This is a genomic window from Enterovirga sp. (genome assembly GCF_028290205.1).
In the GTDB taxonomy this organism is placed as follows: Bacteria; Pseudomonadota; Alphaproteobacteria; order Rhizobiales; family Beijerinckiaceae; genus Enterovirga.
Genome location: NZ_JAQGKF010000230.1, coordinates 1 through 19,501 on the forward strand (window position 1 = coordinate 1; position 19,501 = coordinate 19,501).

The window sequence follows — 19,501 nt, forward strand, 5'->3', positions numbered from 1 at the left end:
GCGCCCGCTCGCCCGAGCGGAGCGTCCGCCGCCCCTGACGGGCAGCGTCGTGCGGCGAAGGCCTCAGGAGCGGGTCAGGCTGAGCGGGGCGCCCGACTTGGCCAGGACCCCGGAGAGGCCGGAGCCGGAGGAGCGCAGCCGCGCGGCGACCGCCCCGCCCGGCTGGAACAGATAGACCTCGCCGTCCCGGAAATCCCACGCCGTCACCCGCGCCAGGTCCTTGTTGCTGCAGCCGCCGGCCGAGGCTCGGTAGAGGTCGAGCGACGGCGTCGAGGACAGATTGACCCGGCAGGTCGTGCCGGCGGCCTCGCGAGCCGTCCAGGCGCCGATCGCGGCCGACCGGGAGGACGGACCCGATGGCGCCGCGGGCGCGCTGCCGCCGCCGAGCGTCTCGACGGGTCGCGGAGCACCCGGCATCACGGGAACCTCGGCCGCCATCGCGCCGGGCGGAGGTGGCAGCGGCTCGGCCGAGACGGAGCCCGAGGGCACGGCCGAGACCGTCGGTTCGGCCGGCTCCGGCAAGGTCGCCCGGGCCGAGGCCACAGGCCCACGCGTGCCCCCGAAACGGCCCGACTCGCAGGCCGCGAGGCCGAAGCTCCCGCAGGCCACGAGGGCCAGCGCCAAGCCCCGGCTCCTCATCATCCCCGTCATGCCGTCATCCATCCCGTCCGCGGAGGCCACCGCGTGGCCGCCCGCCCGGCCGGCGCCAGGCTCTACCCGAATCCGCCTCCTATATCCCGTGCCCAAGACAAGGGCCAATCACCTCAGGGCAGAGTTCTGCCCACTCGCGGCGTCCCGGTCCCCTTGAAGAAGGCGCTCACCACCATGGCGCGCGCGATATGCTCGGCCATGCAGCGATAGCCGAGGTCGTTGAGGTGCAGCTCGTCGCCGGCCAGCAGCGGCCCGGCCTTGGCCTTCTCGATGAACTCCATCGCCTCGTAGCGGCGCACCAGCAACACGCCCTCGCTCTGGGCGATGTCGCGCAGGGCCATGCGGATGGCCCTGTAATGCTCGTCCTTGGCGACCTTGAGCGTGTACTGGAGCCCGACCAGCACGGTGTCGATTTCGTGCTCCTTGAGCCAGCGAAGGGTGTCGACCACGGTCGCACGGAAATCGTCGATCCCGACCCGCATCAGGGCGTCGTTGGTGCCGACCTGCCAGAGCACCAGATCTGGCCGCTCGAGCCCGACCAGCGTCTTCAGCCGGTCGGCCGTGGCCGCCGCCACCTCCCCGGACACGCCCCGGTTGATGGTGACCACGTCGAGACCCTTGAAGGTCTGTTCCAGGATGAGCTCGAGCTGAGCCGGGTAGTTGAGCGTCGGCGACGAGGCGCCGAGGCCGACGGTGGAGGAGGACCCAATGGCCAGCACGCGGATGGTGCGCTTGGCCGCGAGATCGGCCTGAAGGTGCGGCAGCGGCGCCGGCGTCGCGATATCCGCGGCGGGGGCCTGGCAGCTCGGACTCAGGGCCGGCGCCGGCGGAGGCGGGACGGAGGGCTGACCGTCCCCGGCGGCAGAGGCCAGGGCGAAGCCGAGCGTCAGCCCAAGGGCGGCGATGGCGCAGCCGATCGCCTCAGCCTGTCGCGCAATTCGGACAGCCATCCCGTGAACCCCAGAGCCGCAAGGCCGAAGACTAGCACGGCGCTATCCACCATCAAACCGCCGCCCAGTGCGACACGGAGGAGCTGGCCGGCGAGGCTGAGGAGAGAGCCGACGCAGAACACGTTCAGCGAGTTGCGGCCCAGCATGGACAGGAAGCGGGCGAGCGGCGGAACACGGCGCAGCACGGCCGCAAAGGTTCCCGCGAAGGCGGCCGCCACTGCCAGGAAGTGCAGCAGCCGCGGCGGCGACAGGAAGGTCTTGTCGAACACGAAGAACAGTTTGGGTTCCGGCACCCGGGTCGGATCCGGCTCGTAGTCGCTGAGCACCAGCCAGGCGCCCACGAGGAGGCCGGCCCAGGCCAGCGGCCGCAGCCAGGCCAGATGGCGGCGCACGAGCCCGCCCACCCCCCTGCCGTCGTCGTTGCCGAGCTCGAAACCCAGCACGAAGATGAACTGCCAGGCGAAGGGGTCGAAGAACCAGACGCCCTCGACCGGCCAGGTCGGCAGATTGAGCCGGAACGACAGGGCCGCGGCATAGATGCCGAAGGAGAGCGGCAGCAGGGCGCCGGGCGCCTGACGATGAACGATGGCCATGGCCGGCGCCCCGAACATCAGGACCACGTAGAGCGGCAGGATGTCGAAGAAGCCGAGCTGGTGCGTCAGAAGCACCAGGCCGACATGCGTCCGCACCGGGTCCTGGAACACGGCCGCGGCATTATGCCATTCCAGAAGCAGAGGATTGTCCATCACGATCGCCGCACAGGCGATCAGCGCGATGGCCAGCATGGTGATCAGGATCTGAGCCGCGTAGAGCGTGACCGCCCGGGCGCCCAGCCGCAGCACGAGCCGCGGCAGGCCCAGCGGCTCCTGCGAATTGACCACCACCCGCCGCAATGCCCACCCGGCCAGGAACACGAACAGCTCGGCGGAATCGGAGAGGCCGTAGTTCCGGTGCGTCACCCGCTCGAAGCTGAAACCCGGGATGTGGTTGATGAAGATCGACACCAGGGCGAGCCCTCGCCAGAAGTCGATCTCATTGGCGCTCCGCATGGAGTCACTTCGGCCCGGCGCAGGGGGTTTGTAAATCGCCGCGAGGTCAGAGGCCGGGAAGGGGCCGCCGCAGCGTCTCCATCTCGGCCCAGGGATCGGCCGCGCCTTTGGCCAGCCTGCCCGGCACCGTCTTCACCGTCAGCGCGCCCGGGTCGAACCCGGGACGGAGCTCGTCCCAGCTGATCGGCAGCGAGACCGGGGCGCCGGGACGCGAGCGTGTCGAGAAGGGCGCCACCGCGGTGGAGGTCGGGTCGTTGCGGAGGTAGTCGATGAAGATGCGGCCGCGCCGCTCGGCCTTCGACTGGCGGGTGAGAAAGCGGTCCGGCTCGGCCTTGGACAGCCTGTCGCCGAGCTGCTTGGCGAAGCGCTTGACCTCCGCCCAGTCGTGCTCCCGCCGGATCGGCGCCACAATGTGCAGCCCCTTGCCGCCGGTGGTCTTGAGAAAGCCGCAGAGCCCGACCTCGTTCAGCTTGGCCCGGATGTCGTGCGCGGCACTGGCCACCTCCGCAAAGGCGAGGCCCTCGCCGGGGTCGAGGTCGAAGATCACCTGATCCGGCCGGTCCGTGCGGTCCACCCGGACATTCCAGGGGTGGATCTCCAGCACCCCCATCTGGACAAGCGCGATCAGGCCGCCGAGATCGCGGATGAACAGGTAGGCCCCAGACGCCTCGAAACCCTGAATCTCGATCTGCCCGAGCTGCTCCGGAACGCCCGCTCCGGCATGACGCTGGTAGAAGCACTTCTTTTCGCGCCCCGTCGGGCACCGCACCAGCGTGATCGGCCGTTCGGCGACCAGCGGCAACATGCGGTCGGCGACCGCCACGTAGTATTCCGCCAGATCGCGCTTGGTGATGTCCTGTTCCGGATAGAGCACCTTGTCGGGGCTGCTCAGCCGAACGCCCGCGATCTCGATCGGCTCGCCGTCGCCCGTGCTCATGCTGCCCCCACCATTCGGGCGATCAGCGCTGCCGGTCGCGCCTCCGCCTCGAGTTGCTCGGTCCCGCATTGCCGGGGAGCCTTGTCGGGCCGCCACCTGAGCAGCTTGGTGCCGTGGCGGAAGCGGTCGCCGGTGACATGGTCGTAGCGGACCTCGACCACGAGGTCCGGCCTGAGCGGCTCCCAGGCGGCGCTGCGCTCCGTGCTCCAGCGGCTCGGGCCGCCCGGGGCGCGCCCGGTGAAGCCGGGCGGCTCGACCAGAGCCTCGAGCCTGGCCGTGAGGCCGGGCCGGTCCGCCGCGGAGATCGTCGACGTGTAGCCGACATGGTGCAGCAGCCCGTCGGGGCCGAACAGCCCGAGCAGCAGGGAACCGACCTGCCGGGCCCCACTGGCGTAGCGGAAGCCGCCCACCACGCAATCCGCGCTGCGCAGGCGCTTGGCCTTGAGCATGGACCGCTCGCCCGGCTCATAGGGGCCGTCGAGCCTCTTCGCCACGACCCCGTCCAGCGCGCCGCCGAGGCGCCCCAGCCAACGCTCCGCCTCCGCGCGCTCCCGCGTGAAAGGTGTGATCCGCAACCCGCCCGTGTCGGCGAGCCCGGCCCAGAGCGTTTCGAGCTCCGCCCGGCGCCGATCGAGCGGCTGCGAGGTCAGGTCGCGCCCGCCCGGGGCCACCAGGAGGTCGAACAGGATGAGGAGGGCCGGGGTCTCGCGCGCCAGTTTACGGATCCGGCTCTCCGCCGGGTGGAGGCGCATCTGCAGGGCGTCGAAGGAGAGGCTGTCGCCGACGGGGAGCGCGAGTTCGCCGTCGAGCACGAAGCGGTCGGCCGGGAGCCGCCGCAGCGTCTCGATCACCTCCGGGAAGTAGCGGCCGAGCGGCTTGCCGGATTTGGCCCGCAGATCGACGCGGTCGCCGCTCCGGAAGGCGAGGCAGCGGAACCCGTCCCATTTGGGCTCGAACTGCCAGCCCGGCCCCTCGGGGAGTTCCGCGACGAGCCGGGCCTCCATGGGCGGAGTGTCGGGCGCGACCGGCAGGTCCGTGCAGACCTGGGCGCGGCGCGCGACCTCCCCGTCTTCGTGTTCCCGCAACGCCGGCACCGCGCGACCCTCCGCGTGCCCTTAACGCAGGCGGGCCTCCCGAGGTCCCGCGAAGGTTCCGGGCCGGCGCCGGGTCGAGCTAGACGGCGCGCGCCACCATCAGCTTCTTGATCTCGGCGATCGCCTTCGCCGGATTGAGCCCCTTCGGGCAGGTATTGGCGCAGTTCATGATGGTGTGGCAGCGGTACAGACGGAACGGGTCGTGCAATTCGTCGAGCCGCTCACCCGTGGATTCGTCGCGGGAATCGATGATCCAGCGATAGGCCTGAAGCAGAGCCGCCGGGCCGAGGAAGCGGTCGCCGGTCCACCAGTAGCTCGGGCACGAGGTGGTGCAGCAGGCGCACAGGATGCACTCATACAGCCCGTCGAGGCGTGAGCGGTCCTCCGGCGTCTGGCGCCATTCCGTCTCGGGGGCCGGGGTCTCGGTGTGGAGCCACGGCTCGATGGAGGCATGCTGCGCGTAGAAGGAGGTGAGGTCCGGGACGAGGTCCTTGATCACCGGCATGTGCGGCAGCGGATAGATCCGGATCACGTCCGACTTGCAGTCGTCGATACCCAGCGTGCAGGCCAGCGTGTTCTCGCCCATGATGTTCATGGCGCAGGAGCCGCAGATCCCCTCCCGGCACGAGCGCCTCAGCGTCAGCGTCGGGTCGATCTTGTTCTTGATCCACAGCAGCGCGTCGAGGACCATCGGGCCGCAATCGTCCCGGTCCACGTAATACGTGTCGATGGTCGGGTTTTTCCCGTCATCGGGGTTCCACCGATAGATGCGGAATTCCTGCAGCCGCGTCGCGCCGGCGGGCTTCGGCCACACCTTGCCGTCGGTGTAGCGGGAGTTCTTGGGAAGTTGGAACTGAGCCATCTGCTAATCTTCGTCCTCGTGCGCGAGGGCGATCCGGAGATCGTTGTTGCTGTCAGTCCGCAGCTCGGGCCGCGGACCGAAGGGGGGAACCCGCTCGGCGTGTGACCCCGGGACGCCGCGGCGTCCGGGCGGCCTCGAGGCCGCCATGACAACCCGCCACGCCCGGTCGCGCCGCTGAGTTCCGGTCAGTACACACGGGCCTTGGGCTCGATGTACCCGATGTCGTTCGACATGGTGTAGGTGTGCACCGGCCGGTAGTCGATCTTCACCTCGTGCGAGGTCTCGTCGACCCAGGCCAGCGTGTGCTTCATCCACTGGGAATCGTCCCGCTCGGGGAAGTCTTCGCGGGCATGGGCGCCCCGGCTCTCGGTCCGGTTGGCGGCGCTCTCCATGGTGACGACGGCCTGGACGATCAGGTTCTCGAATTCGAGCGTCTCGATCAGGTCCGAGTTCCAGACGAGCGAGCGGTCCGTGACCCGGATGTCCTGCTGCCCGCGCCAAACCTCGCCGATCAGGCCCCGGCCCTCCTCCAGCACCTCGCCGGTGCGGAACACGGCGCAGTTCGCCTGCATGGTCTTCTGCATCTTGTCGCGCAGCACCGCGGTCGGCGTGCCGCCATTGGCGTACCGGGCGCGGTCGAGCCGCGACAGCGCGAGGTCGGCCGAGTTCTTCGGCAGTTCGGCCTGGCGACCGCCCGCCTCGATGATCTCGGCGCAGCGCAGGCCGGCGGCGCGGCCGAACACGACGAGGTCGATCAGCGAGTTCGAGCCGAGCCGGTTGGCGCCGTGCACCGACACGCAGGCCGCCTCGCCGATGGCCATCAGGCCGGGCACGATGTGGTCGGGGTCGCCACCCTTCAGGGTCACGACCTCGCCGTGGTAGTTCGTGGCGATGCCGCCCATGTTGTAATGGACGGTCGGGATCACCGGGATCGGCTCCTTGGTGACGTCCACGCCGGCGAAGATCTTGGCGCTCTCCGAGATGCCAGGCAGGCGCTCGTGCAGGATCTTCGGGTCCAGGTGGTCGAGATGGAGATGGATGTGGTCCTTCTCCTTGCCGACGCCCCGGCCGGCCCTGATCTCCATCGTCATCGAGCGGGAGACCACGTCACGTGAGGCGAGGTCCTTGGCCGACGGCGCGTAGCGCTCCATGAAGCGCTCGCCCTCGGAATTGGTGAGGTAGCCGCCCTCCCCGCGCGAGCCCTCCGTGATGAGGCAGCCCGCGCCGTAGATGCCCGTCGGGTGGAACTGGACGAACTCCATGTCCTCGAGCGGCAGCCCGGCCCGCAGGGCCATGGCATTGCCGTCGCCCGTGCAGGTGTGGGCCGAGGTGGCCGAGAAATAGGCCCGGCCATAGCCGCCGGTCGCCAGGATCGTCATCGCCGCCCGGAAGCGGTGGATCTCGCCGGACTGCATGTCGATCGCGATCACACCGCGGCAGCGGCCCTCGTCATCCATGATGAGGTCGATCGCGAAATACTCGATGAAGAAGTTCGTCTGGTGACGGAGAGCCTGGCCGTACAGCGTGTGCAGAATGGCATGGCCGGTCCGGTCCGCGGCGGCGCAGGTGCGCTGGGCCGTCCCCTTGCCGAAATCGGTGGTCATGCCGCCGAAGGGGCGCTGGTAGATCTTGCCCTCCTCGGTGCGCGAGAACGGAACGCCCCAATGCGCGAGCTCGTAGACCGCGGCCGGCGCATTGCGGACCAGGTACTCGATGGCGTCCTGATCGCCGAGCCAGTCCGACCCCTTCACGGTGTCGTACATGTGCCAGCGCCAGTCGTCCGGGCCCATGTTGCCCAGCGAGGCCGAAATGCCGCCCTGCGCCGCCACCGTGTGCGAGCGGGTCGGGAAGACTTTGCTGATGCAGGCGGTGCGCAAGCCCGCTTCCGAGCAGCCGACCGTCGCCCGGAGGCCGGCGCCGCCGGCCCCCACCACCACCACGTCGAAGGTGTGGTCGTGGATCGGGTAGGCGTTGCCGTTGATCTTGGGACCGGCGCCGTTCGCGCCGTTGCTGGAGCCGTTCGTGGCCATGTCGACTTTCCTAGACGGGCGGCAGCGGCACCCGGCCGAAGCTGATCTTGAGGATGGAAAACAGGCACGCGGCCGCAATCACGGCAGCGAAGAAGTTGTTGGCGATCACCGCGGCGATCTTCAAACCCTTCTCGTGGACATAGTCCTCGATCACGATCTGCAGACCGAGCCGCATGTGGTTGGTGATGGACACCACGCACAGGATCAGCAGCAGCGCCACGAAGGGGTGCGAGATGACCCGGATCGCCTCCGGCCAGGGCCGGCCGGCAATGCTCGCCACGATGATCACGAAACTGATCACGAGCGGGATATTCGACAGGGCGGTGACGCGGTGCAGCCACCAATGCTCGACGCCGTGATGGGCCGCGCCGAGCCCTTTGACGCGGGCGAGCGAGGTCCGCATCGAGCCCGCCCGGTTTTGTCCGACTTCCTTCGCCACGGTTCGGCTCCTCAGCGCATCGCGAAGCCGACGACCCAGATCAGGATCGTCAGGATGGGCGACAGGATCAGGGTCATGCGGGCCATGGTCATCCGCGTCCCCGGCTCCATGCCGTGGCCGAAATCCCAGACGAGGTGGCGCACGCCACCGAGCATGTGGTGCATCAGCGCCCAGGTGTAGCCGAACAGGACCACGAGGCCGACGGGCGAGCCGTACAGCCAGGCGAGCCGCTCGTACGCGGCCGGCCCGGAGGCGAGCGCCAGCAGCCAGGCGGCGAGCAGCACCGTGCCGGCATAGAGGGCGACCCCCGTGGCGCGGTGGAAGATGGACATCGCCATCGTCCAGCTCCAGCGGTAGATCTGAAGGTGCGGCGACAACGGCCGCGCGACGTGGGCCTTGGCGTCCGCCATCAGGCTCTCCGGGTCATGTCAGGGAACGGGGGCTGTTTGAACGGGTTCCTAGCGCCTCGCCACGGCCACGGCAACGCGCGATCTGGCCGGTTCATGGCAGGGCTCCGATCAGCCGCCACCAGCCATACGCCACCGGCGCGGTCACGGCGAGCGACAGGAACCCGAGCGGGAGGGTGATCCGGGCGGCGTCGGCCAGGCGGACGCGGCCCAGCTCGGCCGCCACCACGATCGGGGCGACCTGATAGGGCAGGAACACGACCGAGAAGCCGACAACCTGGATCATCAGCACGGTGTGCAACGGCAGGCCGGTCGCGGCCGACAGGTCGCCGGCGAGGGCCGTAAACACCGCCGGGGCGCCGTTCGCCGTGGTGGTGAGCGACAGAGCTGCCGCCATGCCGACCAGAGCCGCGAAGTTGCCTGCGGTCTGGCCGGGCTCGAGCGGCGCGGCCGCGAGCAGCAGGCGGCCGAGGGCGGCGGCGAGCCCCGTCTCGGTCATCACGGCCAGCAGGCCGAGCAGCGCTGCCACATAGAAACAGGTCTTGAACGAGATCACGCCGAAGCTGTCGGCCGGGAGCACGCCGACGCGCGGCAGCAGGCACACCACGGCCGAGGCCAAGCCGATCCAGGCCGGCTGGATGCCGTGCAGGCTGTCCGACATCCACAGCGCCAGCGTCACGACCAGAATAGCTGCGAGCCGCCATTCGGGGCCCGTGAGGGGCGTCCTGCGCTGCTCCACCCCGCGCGGCCGCGGGCGCAGCCGGTCGGGGAAGATCCGGCAGACGAGGCCGATCAGGATCAGGCCGTTCACGACCGCCTGCCCGGGGGCGTGCAGCGCCAGATAGGGCAGATAGCGCAGCTGCACGCCGTAGAGCGTCTCGGCGGCGCCTGCCATGACGAGGTTCGGCACATTCGCGGGCAGGATCGCGGCGGACAGGATCGGCGTCGCGATGCCAACCGCGAGCACGGCCCCGATTCGGCCGGGCGACCCGGGCTCGAGGCCGAGTTCGTCAGCCATGGCCAGCACCACCGGGACCAGCAGCGCGATGCGGCCCATGTTGGACGGCATCACGAAGCCGAGCGCGAAGCTGAAGGCCACCAGGCCGGCGATGAAGACCGGATAGGACGAGGAGAGCGGACCGGCGAGGCCGCGGGCGAGCCGCGCGCCGAGGCCCGTTCGCGTCATGGCAACGCCGACGATCATGCCCGAGAGAACGAGCCAAAAGGCCGAGGAGGCGAAACCCGAGAAGATGGTGGCGGGCTTCGCCACCCCGGTCAGGGTCGCGCCCGCGAAGAAGCCGAGCGTGACCACGATCTCCGGAAGGAGACCGGTCGCCCAGAGCAGGATGGAGAAGCCGCCCAGCAGGGCTGCGGAAAGCATGTCGGGGGCGATTCCGTTCGCGGTCCGCGAAGGCCATAGTGGTTTGCGCTTCCGTGGCAATCTGAAACTCGTCTAGGTTGCCTTCGTCGGAGGCGAAGGCCGACGGGAGCGACCATGCATTTCGATCTGGTCGATCTGGGCCTCTTCCGGCACGTGGCCGAGGCGGGGTCGATCACGGCCGGGGCGGAGCGGGCGCATCTGGCGCTCGCGGCCGCTTCGACCCGGATCCGGGCCATGGAGGAGAGCCTCGGCGCGAAACTCCTGCTGCGCAGCCGCTCCGGCGCCAAGCCGACCCCGGCCGGCCGGGCGTTGCTGATCCACGCCCGGGCCATGCTGGCCCAGGCCGAGCGGCTGCGCGAGGATCTCGGAGCCTTCGCGGGCGGGCTCGCGGGCGAGATCCGCATCCTGTCGAACACCAACGCCCTGACCGAATTCCTGCCCGACCTGCTCGGCGCCTTTCTGGCCGAGCACCCCAACCTGTCGATCGACCTCGAGGAGCGGCTGTCTGACGAGATCGTCGGCCTGGTGGCCGAAGGGGCGGCCGAGATCGGCATCGTGGCCGGAACCGTGGACATGACCGGGCTCGAGGTGCACCCATTCCGCAGCGACCGCTTCGTCGTGGTGGCCCCGGCCCGGCATCCGGTCGCGGGCTGCACGTCGATCACCTTCGCCGAGGTGCTCGAGCAGGATTTCGTCGGGCTCGACCGGGCCAGCGCCCTGCAGCGCTTTCTGTCCGGCAAGGCGGCGCGGGCCGGCCGGCCGCTGCGCCTGCGGGTTCAGCTCCGCAGCTTCGACGCGGTGTGCCGGATGGTGGAGGCCGGCGTCGGCATCGGCATCGTGCCGGAGACCACGGCGCGGCTCGCCGCCAAGACCTCGATCCTGTCCGTGATCGAGCTCAACGAGAGCTGGGCCGCCCGCGAGCTCGTCATTTGCGTGAAGTCGAGCCGCGCGCTCACCCCGTCGGCGCGCTCGCTGGTGGAGCTGTTGCGGGCCAGCTGAGGCCGCTCGGGTTCAGCCGACCCGGAAGGCGGCGTCCGGCTCGATCCCCATCCCGGTCACGAGGGCGTTGGTCTGGTTCGCCATGCCGACGATGGCCAGCAAGTGCCCGTGCTGGGCGTCCGTCATCCCCTTCGCCCGGGCGGCGGCGGTGTGGGAGTGGATGCAGTACTGGCAGCCATTGGTGATCGAGACCGCGATGTAGACGAGTTCGCAGGTCAGCGGATCGAGCGCCCCGGGCGCGATCATCACCCGCTTCAGGTCCTCCCAGACGCGCCTCAGGTTCTGGCGGTCGTTGGCGAGGGCGCGCCAGAAGTCGTTCACGAACTCCGATTTCCGGGTGGCCCGGATATCCGCGAACACCGCGCTCACCACGGGGTCGGCGGCCGCGTCGTCGTCGCTCCACAGTCGAACCGTCGCCATGCCCTGCCTCCGGCGGTCAGCGCGGCAGCGCCGCCGCGTCGTCAAGATCGAGGATCACGGCCCGGTCGTGCAAGGCGTCTCCGCCCGGGAGGCGTCGCGTGCCGGATGCACCGGCCGCGGCGGACATCCTGCGACGACACCGCCGGATGCAGGATTCGCCGGCTCAGATCCCGGGTGCCGGCAGGCCGCGTCGGGCACAGGCCGCCTGGAGGGTGTTGGCCAGCAGACAGGCGATGGTCATCGGCCCGACCCCGCCCGGCACCGGCGTGATCGCGGCCGCGACCTGACTCGCCTCCGCGAAAAGCACGTCGCCGACGAGGCGGCCCTTGCCGCCGGCGGGGTCCGGAACCCGGTTGATCCCGACATCGATCACGACCGCGCCAGGCTTGATCCAGTCCCCGCGGACCATCTCCGGCCGGCCGACCGCGGCGATCAGGATGTCGGCCCGCCGGCACACCGCCGGCAGGTCCCGGGTCCGGGAATGCGCGACCGTGACCGTGCAGCTCTCGGCCAGCAGCAACTGGGCGACCGGCTTGCCGACGATGTTGGAGCGGCCCAGCACCACGGCCTCGAGCCCGGCGAGGTCAGGCAGCGCGGCCTTGGCGAGGCGCACGCAGCCCTGCGGCGTGCAGGGCACGAGCCCGGCCATCCCGGTCGCCAGCCGGCCGGCATTGACGGGGTGGAAGCCGTCCACGTCCTTGTCCGGGTCGATCGCCACCAGCACGCGGGCAGAGTCGATATGCGGCGGCAGGGGCAGTTGCACCAGGATGCCGTCGACCTCGGGGTCGCCGTTCAGGGTCCGTACCAGGTCCAGCAGGTCGTCTTCCGAGGTGGAGGCCGGGAGCACATGGTCGATCGACCGCATGCCGACCTCGACGGTCTGCCGCTTCTTGGACCCGACATAGACCGCGCTCGCCGGGTCGTCTCCGACCAGCACCACGGCGAGCCCGGGCCGAATACCGGCCGTGCCGAGCCGGGCCACCTCGGCCGCGACCCGGCCGCGCAGGTCCGCGGCCAGTGCCGCTCCGTCCAGGCGATGGGCGGTCATGCTGCAACGATCTCCAACAGGCGGCGACCCAGAATGGACGGCTCGCCTCGGAGCTCGAACACTTTCGCCCGGGATGTGGCGCCGGAGGCGAGCCGCACAGCCGAGGCCGGCAGGTCGAGGCTCCGGGCCAGGAGCCGACGGGCGGCCTCGTTTGCAGCGCCTGCCTCGGGCGCGGTGCGGACGCGCAGCTTCAGATGCGCCGATCCGTCCGCCGCCAACGCCACGCCGTCCAGGCGGTCGCAGCCGCCGCGCGGCGTCACGCGGATCCGCAGCGACACGCCACCTTCAACCTCACGCCACGCCCTCATGCCGGTCAGATCACGGCCGGATAGAGGTAGAGCTGGATCACGCGCTGGATGAAGAAGATAAGCAGAATCAGAATGATGGGCGAGATGTCGATCCCGCCGAGATGGGGCAACAGGCTGCGGATGGGCCGGAGCACCGGCTCGGTGATCTGGAAGAGGAAGTTCCAGATCGTCCGCACCACGTCGTTGCGAACGTTGACCACGTTGAAGGCCACCAGCCAGCTCAGCACGGCGTGCGCGATCAGCAGCCACACATACAGCTGCAACGCCAGCAGGATGACGTCGAGAAGAGCGCGCATGTGATCCGGACGTGGAGCGGGAGAGGAAGTCTGGCCCGGGATGTAGCCGCCGCCTCCGCGCGCGACAACCCGGCCCCGCCGCGATCGGGGAGGGCGTTCAGAGACGCACCGAGCGTGGCAGACCGGACGGTCGCTGCCGATTCACCTCCGGACGGGACTTCGCCATCATCTCGTTTCATTCCTTCGGCTTCCCTGCGGCGTGCGTCCCTCACCCGCGAGACCGGCATGCGATTTCGGCTGCTCACCTGGCCCATCCTCATCGGGACAGCCCTGCCCGGCGCCGTCGCCGAGGCCGCGCCCCGGGATCCGACCGGGGTTTGGCTCGTGCAGGACCGGCGGGCGCGGGTGCGGGTGGAGAAATGCGGCCCCGCCCAGGATCAGCTGTGCGCCTTCGTCGTGTGGCTCCCGTCGGGGGACAAGAACCCCACGGTCGACGCCAACAACCCCGACCCGAAGAAGGCGACCCGCCCCATCCTCGGCCACCAGATCATGCTCGGCCTCAAGGCCGAGGATGACCGCTACGAGGGGCTTATCTACAATGCCGATGACGGCCGCAGTTACGACGTGACGGTTTGGCTGGAGCGGCCTGGGAACTTGAAGGTCAAGGGCTGCCTGCTCAGCTTCCTGTGCAGCACCGAGACCTGGACGAGCGTGTCCGACGTGGCTACCGGTCAGCTGACCGCAGCCACCGGCGCCCCGGGCGGTCCGACGCCCGATCCCGAATGGGCCGTCAAGCCGAGTCCGGCCGGCGCCCCGGGGCGGGACGCCAAACCCCGCCTCTGACCCCTCGCCGCACCGGAGCTCCCGGGACCTCACGTTCGCGTGACCGGACCCGAGCCCCGCGGCCTGCCAAGGATTGAGTTCGTTGCGCCCCGACCCGATGCCCGACCAGCCTGTCTCCTCCCCGGACAGGACCGCCCTGCCGCCCGTCCCGGCGAGTGATCCGAGCTTCATGGCGGTGCGGCTGGCCGAGATGGCCGTGCGCCGGCCCTGGCTCGTGATCCTCGTTTCGCTGCTGCTGTCCGTGGCCGGGCTCTATGTCACGGCCACGCGCTTCGCGATCACTACCGAGACCGACCAGCTGCTCCACACGGAGGACGCCTGGGCCAAGCACAAGATGGCCTACGAGAAGGCCTTCCCCCAATTCACGAAATCCATCGTGGCGGTGATCGACGGCGACACCCCCGAACTCGCCGAAGCCGCGGCAGCGCGTCTCACGGCGGCACTCGCCGAGCCCGCGCACCCGGCCATTCGCCGCGCCTGGCGTCCTGACGGCGGCCCGTGGTTCGATCGCCACGGCCTGCTCCTGCTGCCCGTCGACCAGGTCAGGAGCACGACGGAGGCGCTGAAACAGCAATCGGGGACGCTGCTCGGGCTGTCGGGGGACCCGACGCTGCGAGGCCTCCTGCGGCTGATCCAGGCCGGAGCACAGCAGGGCGAACTCGAGAACCAGGGCAGCTTCGTGGACCGGCTCGGCGACGTGGTCGAGCGCGTGCTCCGCGGTGAGCGGGCCAGCCTCTCATGGCAGACCTTGATGTCGGGCCGGCCGGTCGAGCCGCGCGAGTTGCGGCGCTTCGTGCTGGTGGACCCCGTCCTCGACTTCAAGGCGCTTGAGCCGGCCGCGGTGGCGACGGCCCGCATCCGCAGCGCCGCCGTCGAGCTCGGCCTCGTTCCCGAACGGGGCGTGCGGGTGCGGCTGACGGGCGCGGCGCCTCTCGCCGATGAGGAATTCGCCACTGTCCGGGACGGGGCGCCCCTCCATCTCGGCCTGACCGTGATCGCGATCGCCGTCATCCTCTACCTCGCCCTGAAATCGGGCCGCGTGATCTTCGCGGTGCTGGCCACCACCGCGGCCGGCCTCGTCATCACCATCGCGGCCGGCCTGCTGATGGTCGGCCGGTTCAACGTGATCTCGGTCGCGGTGGCTGCCCTGTTCCTGGGACTGGGAGTGGATTTCGGCATCCAGGTGGCCGTCCGCTACCGGGACGAGCGGCACAAGCTCGACCACATCGGCAATGCCGTCCGGCTCACCGCGCGCGGCATCGGCTGGTCCCTAACCCTCGCCGCCCTGTCCTTGCTGGCGGGCTTCTTCTCGTTCCTGCCGACCTCGTTCCGGGGCGTGTCGGAACTCGGGCTGATCACCGGCGTCGGCATGATCATCGCCTTCGTCCTGAGCCTCACCCTGCTGCCCGCTCTGATCGTGGTGCTCCGCCCCGGAGGGGAGCCGGACACCGTCGAGAGCCCGGCGCTCGCCGTGGTCGATCACTGGATCCTGCGCCACCGCAAGGCCGTGATCGTGGCCTCCTCGGCCCTGGTCGTGGCCGGGCTGCCGCTGTTGTTCCGGCTCGAATTCGATGCGAACCCGATGCATCTGCGCAGCGAAAAGACGGAGGGCGTGGCGACCTTTCTCGACCTGACGCGGCAGAAGGGCCAGACGCCGAACACGCTGACCGTGCTGGCCCCGTCCGTGGATGCCATCCCCACTCTGTCGGAGCGGCTCGCCGCCCTCCCCGAGGTCGCCCAGGTCGTGTCCGTGCTGACCTTTGTGCCCGAGCGGCAGGAGGAGAAGCTCGCGCTCGTGAAGGGAGCAGCGGAGGAATATGAGGCGCTGCTCGATCCGCAGCAGCCGGAACCGGCCCCCGCCCCGACCGATCAGGAACTCGTCGAGGCGCTCCGCACCGCGGCCGGCGCGCTCAGCAAGGCCGGCCCGGCCGGCGGCCCAAACGCGCGCCTCGCCGACGCCCTCTCCCGGCTGGCCGAGGCCGGGCCGGACCGGCGCGAGGCGGCCGCGCAGGCCCTGGTCGGCGGCCTGCCGGCCCTCTTTGATCGGGTCAGGTCCATCCTGTCCCCTGAGCCGGTGACGGTGGCGACGCTGCCGGCCCAGCTCCGACGCGACTGGGTCACGCCCGAGGGGCAGGCCCGGATCGAGGTCTCGCCGGCGGGCGACGCCAATGACAACGCCGTCCTGGAACGGTTCAGCGAGGCGGTCAGGACCGTGTCGCCGGCCACCTCGGGTCCGCCGATCGACGTGGTGGAAGCCGGCCGCATCATCGTGAAGGCCTTTGTGGTCGCGGGCGCGCTGGCGCTGGCCGCCATCTTCCTGATGCTGACCCTGGCTCTGCGCCGGCCCATGGACGTGGCCCTCACGCTCGGTCCGCTGGTGATCGCCACGATCCTGACGCTGGAGGCCGCCTACCTGATCGGGATGCCGCTCAATCTCGCCAACATCATCGCGCTGCCGCTGATGCTGGCCGTGGGTGTGAACTTCCACATCTACTACATGATCGCCTGGCGGAACGGGGTCTCCGACATGCTGGCCTCGAGCCTGACGCGCGCGATCTTCTATTCGGCACTTGTCACCGGGATCGCCTTCGGCAGCCTGTGGCTGTCGAACCATCCGGGCACGGCCAGCATGGGCAAGCTGCTCACCATCTCGCTCGTCTTCACGCTCCTGGCCGCCTTCGTGATCGTGCCGGCCTTCCTGGGCCCGCCGAGGCCGCAGACGAGCCCCGACCCCGAACACGTCCGCAAGAGTTGAAGAGGCACCGGCGCTACACGGAGTCGTCCGATCTCGTGTACACTCGGGGCGCGGGGCGATTCACGCTGCGACGTGGGAGGGAGAGGCTTCTTGCGCTGTCCGATCCGGGTAGTGAACGTTCGGCGCATTCTGTGCCTGTTTCCTGCTTACACCCCCTCCTTCGGGACCTTCTCGCACGCCTATCCCCTGATGGGGGGCGTGAAGGCTTTCATGCCGCCGCAGGGCCTGTTGCTGATCGCGGCCTACCTGCCGGAGAGCTGGCCCGTCCGCTTCGTCGACGAGAACATCGCCCCGGCCACAGCCCAGGATTTCGCCTGGGCTGACGCCGTCCTGGTCAGCGGCATGCATGTGCAGGCGCCCCAGATGAAGGACATCCGGGAGCGGGCGGCCGCGGCCGGCAAGGTGACGGTGCTGGGAGGCCCCTCGGCCTCGGGCGCACCCGACTGGTACGGGGATTTCGACTACCTTCACGTCGGCGAGATGGGCGACGCCACAGACGAACTGGTCCGCAGGCTGGACGAGAGCTGCGCCCGCCCGCCCGCCCAAGTGAGGTTCGAGACCCGCGAGCGCCTGCCCCTCGCGGACTTCCCGGTGCCCGCCTACGATCGGGTGCCGCTTCGGCGATACCTGATCGGCAGCCTCCAATTCTCATCGGGCTGCCCGTATCGCTGCGAGTTCTGCGACATTCCGGCGCTCTATGGCCGGCAGCCGCGGCTCAAAACCCCCGAGCAGCTCTGCGCTGAACTCGACACCATCATCGCCCAGCCGGTCCGGCCGGCCGTGGTCTATTTCGTCGACGACAACTTCATCGGCAACCGCAAGGCGACGCGCGAGATGCTGCCGCACGTCGTGGCCTGGCAGAAGCGCAACGGCTACCCGCTCCAGCTCGCCTGCGAGGCGACGCTCAACCTCGCCCAGCAGCCGGAGATCCTGGCGCTCATGCGCGAGGCCAACTTCATCACCGTCTTCGTTGGCATCGAAACGCCGGACGCGGACGCCCTGAAGCAGATGGACAAGGGCCACAACGCCAAGCTGCCAATCCTCGACTCCATCGCCACCCTGAACAGCTACGGGCTCGAGGTCACCTCGGGCATCATCCTGGGCCTGGACAGCGACAGTGCCGAAAGCGAACTCCGCCTGCGCGAGTTCGTGGACGCCTCGAACGTGCCGGTGCTGACCATCAATCTGCTTCAGGCCCTGCCCCGCACACCGCTCTGGGAGCGCCTGGAACGGGCCGACCGGCTGGACCATGACCCGGCGCGGGAATCGAACGTGCGCTTCACCCGCCCCTACGGCGAGGTTTTGGCGGCCTGGCGGCGGCTGATCGCGCATGCCTACACGCCCGAGCGGCTCTTCAACCGCTTCGTCCACCAGATGGACGCCACCTACGCCCATCGCATCCGGACGCCTGTCCGGACGCAGCTCACGCTGACCAACCTGCGCCGCGCGCTGGTGCTCGGCGCCAACATCACGGTCCGGGTCGGCTTCCTGTCGGATTACCGGCGCGTGTTCTGGCGCGCCGTCCGGGAGGCCGTGAAGCGCCGGCAGATCGAGGCCTTCTTCAACATGGGCTTCGTTGCCCACCACATGATCCGCTTCACGGCCGAAGCGCTCGCCGGACAGCAGAATGCGTCGTTCTACGCGGTGCGGACGGAGGCAGGCGGCAGCGCGATCAACGACGGCCGCAAGCGCCGCTCCTGGCGCAGCCTCGGCCTGAAACGTGCCGCCTGATCATCCCCGCGCTAGCGCTTGAACCCCGCGATGGTCTTCTGGCACCGGGCTGAGACCTGGCCGATCTTCTGCTGGAAGCATTGCCGCACCTCGGGCGAGTTCGGCGCGAAGGCCGAGCACAGCCGCGAATAGTCCTGGGTGCAGTTCTTCTTGAACTCCGCCTGCTCCTGCTGGCTCATGGACTGGGCCTGGGCGGAGCTGGCCGCCGCCAGGGCGAGGCCCGCCGCAAGAAGGGTCGTGAACGTCAGGTGCATCATGCGTTGTCCTCGGTTGCCGGGCCGGCCTATGTCAGAGATCGGGCAGCTTTGCGGCCGGCCATGAGGGCCGACGCGGCCAAGCCCCCTGCAGCTACTGGCGTCTCCCTGAACAGGACCAAGATGATCCGCCTCCTCGTCGGCCTCCTTGTGGCCGGGCTTCTCACCGCCGGACAGGCCGCGTCACAGGACTGGCCGAGCCGCACCGTGAAGGTGGTGGTGCCGTTCGCCCCCGGCTCCACGCCGGACGGCGCGGCCCGCGTGCTGGCCGAGCGCCTCCAGGCCAGGCTCGGCCAGCCCTTCGTGATCGAAAACCGGGCCGGCGCGGGCGGCAATCTCGGCACGGATGCGGTCGCCAAGGCCGAGCCGGACGGAGCCACGATCGGGGTCAGCATCGTGGGCCCGCTCGTCTTGAACACGCTGCTCTTTCCCCGCATGCCCTACGACCCGGCGACCGATCTCACGCCCATCACCATCCTGGGGGCGCAGCCGAGCGTGCTGGTCGTGAATGCCGAGGTGCCGGCCCGCAGCGTCGGCGAGTTGGTGGAGCTGCTGCGGCGGGAGCCCGGCAAGTACGATTTCGGCTCGATCGGGGTCGGCTCGCTGTCGCATCTCGCCATGGAGGCCATCGCGGTCGCGAGCGGCACGCGTCTCGTCCACGTCCCGTTCGCGGGCTCGCCGGCCGTCGTCACGGCGCTGCTGAGGGGCGACGTGAAGATGGCCGTCTTGCCGGCCGGAGGCGTGGTGCCGCAGGCGGCGGATGGCCGCCTCCGACTGCTCGGCGTCACGGCGGCGCAGCGCTCGCCGCTGCTGCCCGGCCTGCCCACCCTGCGCGAGGCCGGCATCGAGGGCGTGGAGGCGGATGCCTGGGTCGGACTGATCGGCCCCGCCCGCCTGCCGGCCGCCGTTGTCGAGAAGCTCGGCGGGACGGTGCGGGAGATCCTGGCCGAGCCGGCCACGATCGAGCGGCTGCGGGCGCAGTTCATCTCGCCTGGCGGCGGAACGCCGGAGGAGTTCAGGGCTGTGATGCGGGCCGAACTCGACCGCTGGGGCCCAGTGATCCGCGACAACAGCATCCGGCTCGGCAATTAAAGGTCAACTTGCCGG

The 19,501-nt window shown here is 69.9% G+C and carries 20 protein-coding genes; 5 read left to right on the plus strand and 15 right to left on the minus strand.

The window, feature by feature from the left end; translation table 11 throughout:
- Positions 1–63 precede the first annotated feature (63 nt).
- From JWR86_RS15995 to JWR86_RS16040, 10 genes are all read right to left on the minus strand, one after another.
- Positions 64–651, minus strand: coding sequence for an AprI/Inh family metalloprotease inhibitor (locus tag JWR86_RS15995; protein ID WP_299567356.1), 588 nt, complete (start codon positions 649–651; stop codon positions 64–66).
- Between the two features lie 113 nt (positions 652–764).
- Entirely contained in the window at positions 765–1,601 is an 837-nt protein-coding gene (locus tag JWR86_RS16000; RefSeq protein ID WP_299567357.1) for an SGNH/GDSL hydrolase family protein, read from the minus strand.
- Positions 1,538–2,650 carry an OpgC family protein gene (locus JWR86_RS16005; RefSeq protein ID WP_299567358.1) on the minus strand — a complete coding sequence of 371 codons (1,113 nt, stop codon included), beginning with the start codon at positions 2,648–2,650 and terminating at the stop codon, positions 1,538–1,540. The genes JWR86_RS16000 and JWR86_RS16005 overlap by 64 nt, the downstream gene beginning before the upstream one ends.
- Before the next feature lie 46 nt (positions 2,651–2,696).
- Positions 2,697–3,587, minus strand: a complete 891-nt coding sequence (ligD, locus tag JWR86_RS16010) for a non-homologous end-joining DNA ligase (RefSeq protein WP_299567359.1) — start codon at positions 3,585–3,587, stop codon at positions 2,697–2,699.
- Entirely contained in the window at positions 3,584–4,618 is a 1,035-nt protein-coding gene (locus JWR86_RS16015; RefSeq protein ID WP_299567409.1) for an ATP-dependent DNA ligase, read from the minus strand. The genes ligD and JWR86_RS16015 overlap by 4 nt, the downstream gene beginning before the upstream one ends.
- A gap of 142 nt (positions 4,619–4,760) precedes the next feature.
- Positions 4,761–5,543, minus strand: a complete 783-nt coding sequence (locus JWR86_RS16020; RefSeq protein WP_299567360.1) for a succinate dehydrogenase iron-sulfur subunit — start codon at positions 5,541–5,543, stop codon at positions 4,761–4,763.
- Positions 5,544–5,728: 185 nt separating this feature from the next.
- The gene (sdhA, locus tag JWR86_RS16025; RefSeq protein ID WP_299567361.1) at positions 5,729–7,573 is read right to left on the minus strand and encodes a succinate dehydrogenase flavoprotein subunit; all 1,845 of its coding nucleotides are present in this window, start codon (positions 7,571–7,573) and stop codon (positions 5,729–5,731) included.
- Between the two features lie 10 nt (positions 7,574–7,583).
- Positions 7,584–7,976, minus strand: coding sequence for a succinate dehydrogenase, hydrophobic membrane anchor protein (sdhD, locus tag JWR86_RS16030; protein WP_299567410.1), 393 nt, complete (start codon positions 7,974–7,976; stop codon positions 7,584–7,586).
- Between the two features lie 47 nt (positions 7,977–8,023).
- Positions 8,024–8,422, minus strand: coding sequence for a succinate dehydrogenase, cytochrome b556 subunit (gene sdhC / locus JWR86_RS16035; protein ID WP_299567362.1), 399 nt, complete (start codon positions 8,420–8,422; stop codon positions 8,024–8,026).
- Between the two features lie 91 nt (positions 8,423–8,513).
- The gene (locus JWR86_RS16040) at positions 8,514–9,800 is read right to left on the minus strand and encodes an SLC13 family permease (protein WP_299567363.1); all 1,287 of its coding nucleotides are present in this window, start codon (positions 9,798–9,800) and stop codon (positions 8,514–8,516) included.
- 114 nt (positions 9,801–9,914) lie between these two features.
- On the opposite strand from JWR86_RS16040, the gene JWR86_RS16045 reads away from it, so the two are divergent.
- Positions 9,915–10,799: a LysR substrate-binding domain-containing protein gene (locus JWR86_RS16045; protein WP_299567365.1), complete on the plus strand. Its 885-nt coding sequence runs from the start codon at positions 9,915–9,917 to the stop codon at positions 10,797–10,799.
- A 12-nt stretch (positions 10,800–10,811) separates the two neighbouring features.
- Here the strand turns inward: JWR86_RS16045 and JWR86_RS16050 are convergent, their stop codons facing one another.
- From JWR86_RS16050 to JWR86_RS16065, 4 genes are all read right to left on the minus strand, one after another.
- On the minus strand, positions 10,812–11,219 hold the full coding sequence (locus tag JWR86_RS16050) for a carboxymuconolactone decarboxylase family protein (protein ID WP_299567366.1): 408 nt from the start codon (positions 11,217–11,219) through the stop codon (positions 10,812–10,814).
- A gap of 163 nt (positions 11,220–11,382) precedes the next feature.
- Positions 11,383–12,267: a bifunctional methylenetetrahydrofolate dehydrogenase/methenyltetrahydrofolate cyclohydrolase FolD gene (folD, locus tag JWR86_RS16055; RefSeq protein ID WP_299567367.1), complete on the minus strand. Its 885-nt coding sequence runs from the start codon at positions 12,265–12,267 to the stop codon at positions 11,383–11,385.
- The gene (locus tag JWR86_RS16060; RefSeq protein ID WP_299567368.1) at positions 12,264–12,575 is read right to left on the minus strand and encodes a DUF167 family protein; all 312 of its coding nucleotides are present in this window, start codon (positions 12,573–12,575) and stop codon (positions 12,264–12,266) included. The genes folD and JWR86_RS16060 overlap by 4 nt, the downstream gene beginning before the upstream one ends.
- Before the next feature lie 5 nt (positions 12,576–12,580).
- Positions 12,581–12,871 (minus strand): YggT family protein, encoded by a 291-nt coding sequence (locus JWR86_RS16065; protein ID WP_299567369.1) that lies wholly within the window; start codon positions 12,869–12,871, stop codon positions 12,581–12,583.
- 225 nt (positions 12,872–13,096) lie between these two features.
- Between JWR86_RS16065 and JWR86_RS16070 the strand changes: the two genes are divergently transcribed.
- The 3 genes from JWR86_RS16070 to JWR86_RS16080 all read left to right on the plus strand — a co-directional run bounded on the left by JWR86_RS16070 (position 13,097) and on the right by JWR86_RS16080 (position 18,140).
- Complete coding sequence (locus tag JWR86_RS16070) at positions 13,097–13,654, plus strand: DUF2147 domain-containing protein (protein WP_299567371.1); 558 nt, start codon at positions 13,097–13,099, stop codon at positions 13,652–13,654.
- Positions 13,655–13,751: 97 nt separating this feature from the next.
- Entirely contained in the window at positions 13,752–16,409 is a 2,658-nt protein-coding gene (locus tag JWR86_RS16075; RefSeq protein WP_299567372.1) for an MMPL family transporter, read from the plus strand.
- A 90-nt stretch (positions 16,410–16,499) separates the two neighbouring features.
- On the plus strand, positions 16,500–18,140 hold the full coding sequence (locus tag JWR86_RS16080; protein WP_299567373.1) for a B12-binding domain-containing radical SAM protein: 1,641 nt from the start codon (positions 16,500–16,502) through the stop codon (positions 18,138–18,140).
- A gap of 11 nt (positions 18,141–18,151) precedes the next feature.
- Here the strand turns inward: JWR86_RS16080 and JWR86_RS16085 are convergent, their stop codons facing one another.
- Entirely contained in the window at positions 18,152–18,397 is a 246-nt protein-coding gene (locus tag JWR86_RS16085) for a hypothetical protein (protein WP_299567374.1), read from the minus strand.
- Between the two features lie 120 nt (positions 18,398–18,517).
- On the opposite strand from JWR86_RS16085, the gene JWR86_RS16090 reads away from it, so the two are divergent.
- Positions 18,518–19,486 carry a tripartite tricarboxylate transporter substrate binding protein gene (locus tag JWR86_RS16090; protein ID WP_299567376.1) on the plus strand — a complete coding sequence of 323 codons (969 nt, stop codon included), beginning with the start codon at positions 18,518–18,520 and terminating at the stop codon, positions 19,484–19,486.
- Positions 19,487–19,501: the final 15 nt, after the last annotated feature.